1 protein-coding gene is annotated in these 4,352 nt (G+C 67.7%); it reads right to left on the bottom strand.

Going from position 1 to position 4,352, the window contains the following annotated elements; all coding sequences use genetic code 11:
- On the bottom strand, positions 1 to 4,352 hold a 4,352-nt coding region (locus tag M8A51_RS26065), incomplete at both ends, for a beta strand repeat-containing protein (protein WP_251781542.1).

Genomic DNA, 4,352 nt, shown 5'->3' on the forward strand with positions numbered 1-4,352 from the left:
TGGGCAGGTCCGTCGTACCTGTGATGGTCGGTGTCGAATCGTTGGTCAACGCGGGGGCGTCGACCGTCAAGATTGGCGCGGTGGTGTCCAGCGAGCCGGCATCGTTCGCGGTCGCTGTGTTGCCCGCTGCATCCGCAGCAGATGCGACCACGGTGAAGCTGCCTTCTGCCAGAGCGATCGGCACGGTGACCGAGTAGGTGCCGCCGGTGACGGTGGCATTGAGCGTCTGAATGGCACCAGCCGAGTCAGTGACTGTCAGAGTGACAGTTGCGCCATTCGGCAGGTCGGTGGTGCCGGTGATCGTGGGTGTCGAATCGTTGGTCAGTGCCGGGGCGTCGACGGTGAGACTTGGCGCGGTGACGTCCAGCGAGCCGGCATCGTTGGCGGTGGCGGTGTTGCCAGCGGCGTCGGCGGCAGACGCGACCACTGTGAAACCGCCTTCAGCCAGAGCGACCGGCACGGTGACCGAGTAGGTGCCGCCGGTGACGGTGGCAGTGAGCGTCTGAGTGGCACCGGCCGAGTCGGTGACCGTCAGGGTGACGGTCGAATTGTTGGGCAGGTCGGTGGTGCCGGTGATGGTCGGTGTGGAATCGTTGGTCAGCGCGGGAGCATCGACAGTGAGGCTCGGAGCGGTGACGTCCAGCGAGCCCGCATCGTTCGCGGTCGCGGTGTTGCCGGCCGCATCGGCGGCAGCGGCGACCACGGTGAAACTACCCTCGGCCAGAGCGACCGGGACGGTGACCGAGTAGGCGCCACCGGCGATGGTCGCCGTGAGCGTCTGGGTAGCGCCAGCCGAGTCGGTGACCGTCAGCGTGACGGTCGCGCCATTGGGCAGGTCCGTCGTACCAGTGATGGTCGGCGTCGAATCGTTGGTCAGTGCCGGTGCGTCGACCGTCAAGCTCGGAGCGGTGACGTCGAGGGATCCAGCATCGTTGGCCGTGACGGTGTTTCCAGCGGCGTCGGCAGCAGAGGCGACCACGGTGAAGCCGCCTTCAGCCAGGGCGACCGGAACGGTGACCGAGTAGGCCCCACCGGTGACGGTGGCGGTGAGCGTCTGCATGGCACCGGCCGAGTCGGTGACCGTCAAGGTGACGGTCGCGCCATTGGGCAGGTCCGTCGTACCAGTGATGGTCGGCGTCGAATCGTTGGTCAGTGCCGGTGCGTCGACCGTCAAGCTCGGAGCGGTGACGTCGAGGGAGCCAGCATCGTTGGCCGTGACGGTGTTGCCAGCGGCGTCGGCGGCAGAGGCGACCACGGTGAAGCCACCTTCAGCCAGAGCGACCGGCACGGCGACCGAGTAGGCACCGCCGGTGACGGTGGCGGTGAGCGTCTGAGTAGCTCCGGCAGAGTCGGTGATCGTCAGCGTGACGGCTGTGCCGTTGGGCAGGTCCGTCGTACCCGTGATGGACGGCGTCGAATCGTTGGTCAGCGCGGGGGCATCGACCGTCAAGCTCGGTGCGGTGATGTCCAGCGATCCGGCGTCATTGGCGGTGGAGGTGTTGCCGGCGGCGTCGGTAGCAGAGGCGACCACGGTGAAGCCGCCTTCGGCGAGCGCGACCGGCACGGTGATCGAGTAGGTACCGCCCATGACGGTGGCGGTCAGTGTCTGAGTGGCGCCAGCCGAGTCAGTGACCGTCAAGGTGACGGTCGAGTTGTCCGGCAGGTCGGTGGTACCAGTGATGGTCGGTGTGGAATCGTTGGTTAGCGCGGGAGCATCGACCGTCAGGCTCGGTGCGGTGATGTCCAGCGAGCCGGCGTCATTGGCTGTGGCGGTGTTGCCGGCGGCGTCGGCGGCAGAGGCGACCACGGTGAAGCCACCTTCAGCCAGAGCGACCGGCACGGCGACCGAGTAGGCACCGCCGGTGACGGTGGCGGTGAGCGTCTGAGTAGCACCGGCAGAGTCGGTGACCGTCAAGGTGACGGTCGCGCCATTCGGCAGGTTGGCGGTGCCGATGATGGTTGGCGTCGAATCGTTGGTCAGCGCGGGGGCATCGACCGTCAAGCTCGGTGCGGTGATGTCCAGCGATCCGGCGTCATTGGCGGTGGAGGTGTTGCCGGCGGCGTCGGTAGCAGAGGCGACCACGGTGAAGCCGCCTTCGGCGAGCGCGACCGGCACGGTGATCGAGTAGGTACCGCCCATGACGGTGGCGGTCAGTGTCTGAGTGGCGCCAGCCGAGTCGGTGACCGTCAAGGTGACGGTCGCGCCATTCGGCAGGTTGGCGGTGCCGGTGATGGTTGGCGTCGAATCGTTGGTCAGCGCAGGGGCATCGACCGTCAAGCTCGGCGCGGTGATGTCCAGCGAGCCGGCGTCATTGGCGGTGGCGGTGTTGCCGGCGGCGTCGGTAGCAGAGGCGACCACGGTGAAGCCGCCTTCGGCGAGCGCGACCGGCACGGCGACCGAGTAGGCACCACCGGTGACGGTGGCGGTGAGCGTCTGGGTGGCACCGGCCGAGTCGGTGACCGTCAAGGTGACGGTCGCGCCATTGGGCAGGTCCGTCGTACCCGTGATGGTTGGCGTCGAATCGTTGGTCAGCGCAGGAGCATCGACCGTCAAGCTCGGCGCGGTGACGTCGAGGGAGCCAGCATCGTTGGCCGTGACGCTGTTGCCAGCTGCATCAGCGGTAGAGGCCACGACCGTGAAGCCACCTTCGGCCAAAGCGACCGGCACGGTGACCGAGTAGGCACCACCAGTGACGGTGGCAGTGAGTGTCTGGATGGCACCGGCCGAATCAGTGACTGTGATGGTGACGGTCGAGTTGTTCGGCAGGTCCGTCGTACCCGTGATGGTCGGCGTCGAATCGTTGGTCAGCGCGGGGGCATCGACCGTCAAGCTCGGTGCGGTGATGTCCAGCGAGCCGGCGTCGTTGGCTGTGGCGGTGTTGCCGGCCGCATCGGCGGCAGAAGCAACGACGGTGAAGCCACCCTCGGCCAGGGCGACGGGCACGGTGACCGAGTAGGTACCACCCATGACGGTGGCGGTGAGCGTCTGAGTAGCTCCGGCAGAGTCGGTGACCGTCAGCGTGATGACGGCGCCGTTGGGCAGGTTGGTGGTGCCGGTAATGGTCGGCGTCGTATCGTTGGTCAGCGCCGGGGCGTCGACCGTCAGGCTCGGTGCGGTGATGTCGAGGGAACCGGCGTCATTGGCCGTGACGCTGTTGCCGGCGGCGTCGGCGGCAGAGGCGACCACGGTGAAACCGCCTTCGGCCAGAGCGACCGGCACGGTGACCGAGTAGGTACCACCGGTGACGGTGGCAGTGAGCGTCTGAATGGCACCGGCCGAGTCAGTGACTGTCAGGGTGACGGTTGCGCCATTCGGCAGGTCGGTGGTGCCGGTGATCGTGGGTGTCGAATCGTTGGTCAGTGCCGGGGCGTCGACGGTGAGACTTGGCGCGGTGACGTCCAGCGAGCCGGCATCGTTGGCGGTGGCGGTGTTGCCAGCGGCGTCGGCGGCAGACGCGACCACTGTGAAGCCGCCTTCAGCCAGCGCGACCGGCACGGTGACCGAGTAGGTGCCGCCGGTGACGGTGGCGGTGAGCGTCTGAGTGGCACCGGCCGAGTCGGTGACCGTCAGGGTGACGGTCGAATTGTTGGGCAGGTTGGTGGTGCCGGTGATCGCGGGCGTTGAATCGTTGGTCAGCGCAGGGGCGTCGACCGTCAAGCTCGGGGCGGTGATGTCGAGGGAACCGGCGTCGTTGGCGGTCGCCGTATTGCCCGCCGCGTCGGTGGCAGAGGCAACCACGGTGAAGCCGCCTTCAGCCAGGGCGACCGGCACGGCGACCGAGTAGGCCCCACCGGTGACGGTGGCAGTGAGCGTCTGAGTGGCGCCAGCCGAGTCAGTGACGGTCAGTGTGACGGTCGTGCCATTGGGCAGATCCGTCGTACCCGTGATGGTCGGCGTCGAATCGTTGGTCAGCGCAGGAGCATCGACGGTGAGGGTCGGTGCGGTAACGTCCAGCGAGCCGGCATCGTTGGCCGTGGCCGTGTTGCCAGCGGCGTCGGCAGCGGAGGCGACCACGGTGAAGCCGCCTTCAGCCAGAGCGACCGGCACGGTGACCGAGTAGGTACCACCGGTGACGGTGGCGGTGAGCGTCTGAGTGGCACCGGCCGAGTCAGTGACCGTCAGGGTGACGGTCGAATTGTTCGGCAGGTTGGTGGTGCCGGTGATCGCGGGCGTGGAGTCGTTGGTCAGCGCGGGAGCATCGACAGTGAGGCTCGGCGCGGTGACGTCCAGCGATCCGGCGTCGTTGGCTGTGGCGGTGTTGCCAGCGGCGTCGGCAGCAGACGCGACCACGGTGAAACCGCCTTCGGCCAGCGCGACCGGCACGGTGACCGAGTAGGTGCCGCCGGTGACG

The sequence above is a fragment of the Caldimonas mangrovi genome (genome assembly GCF_023721835.1).
Classification (GTDB): Bacteria; Pseudomonadota; Gammaproteobacteria; order Burkholderiales; family Burkholderiaceae_C; genus Caldimonas; species Caldimonas mangrovi.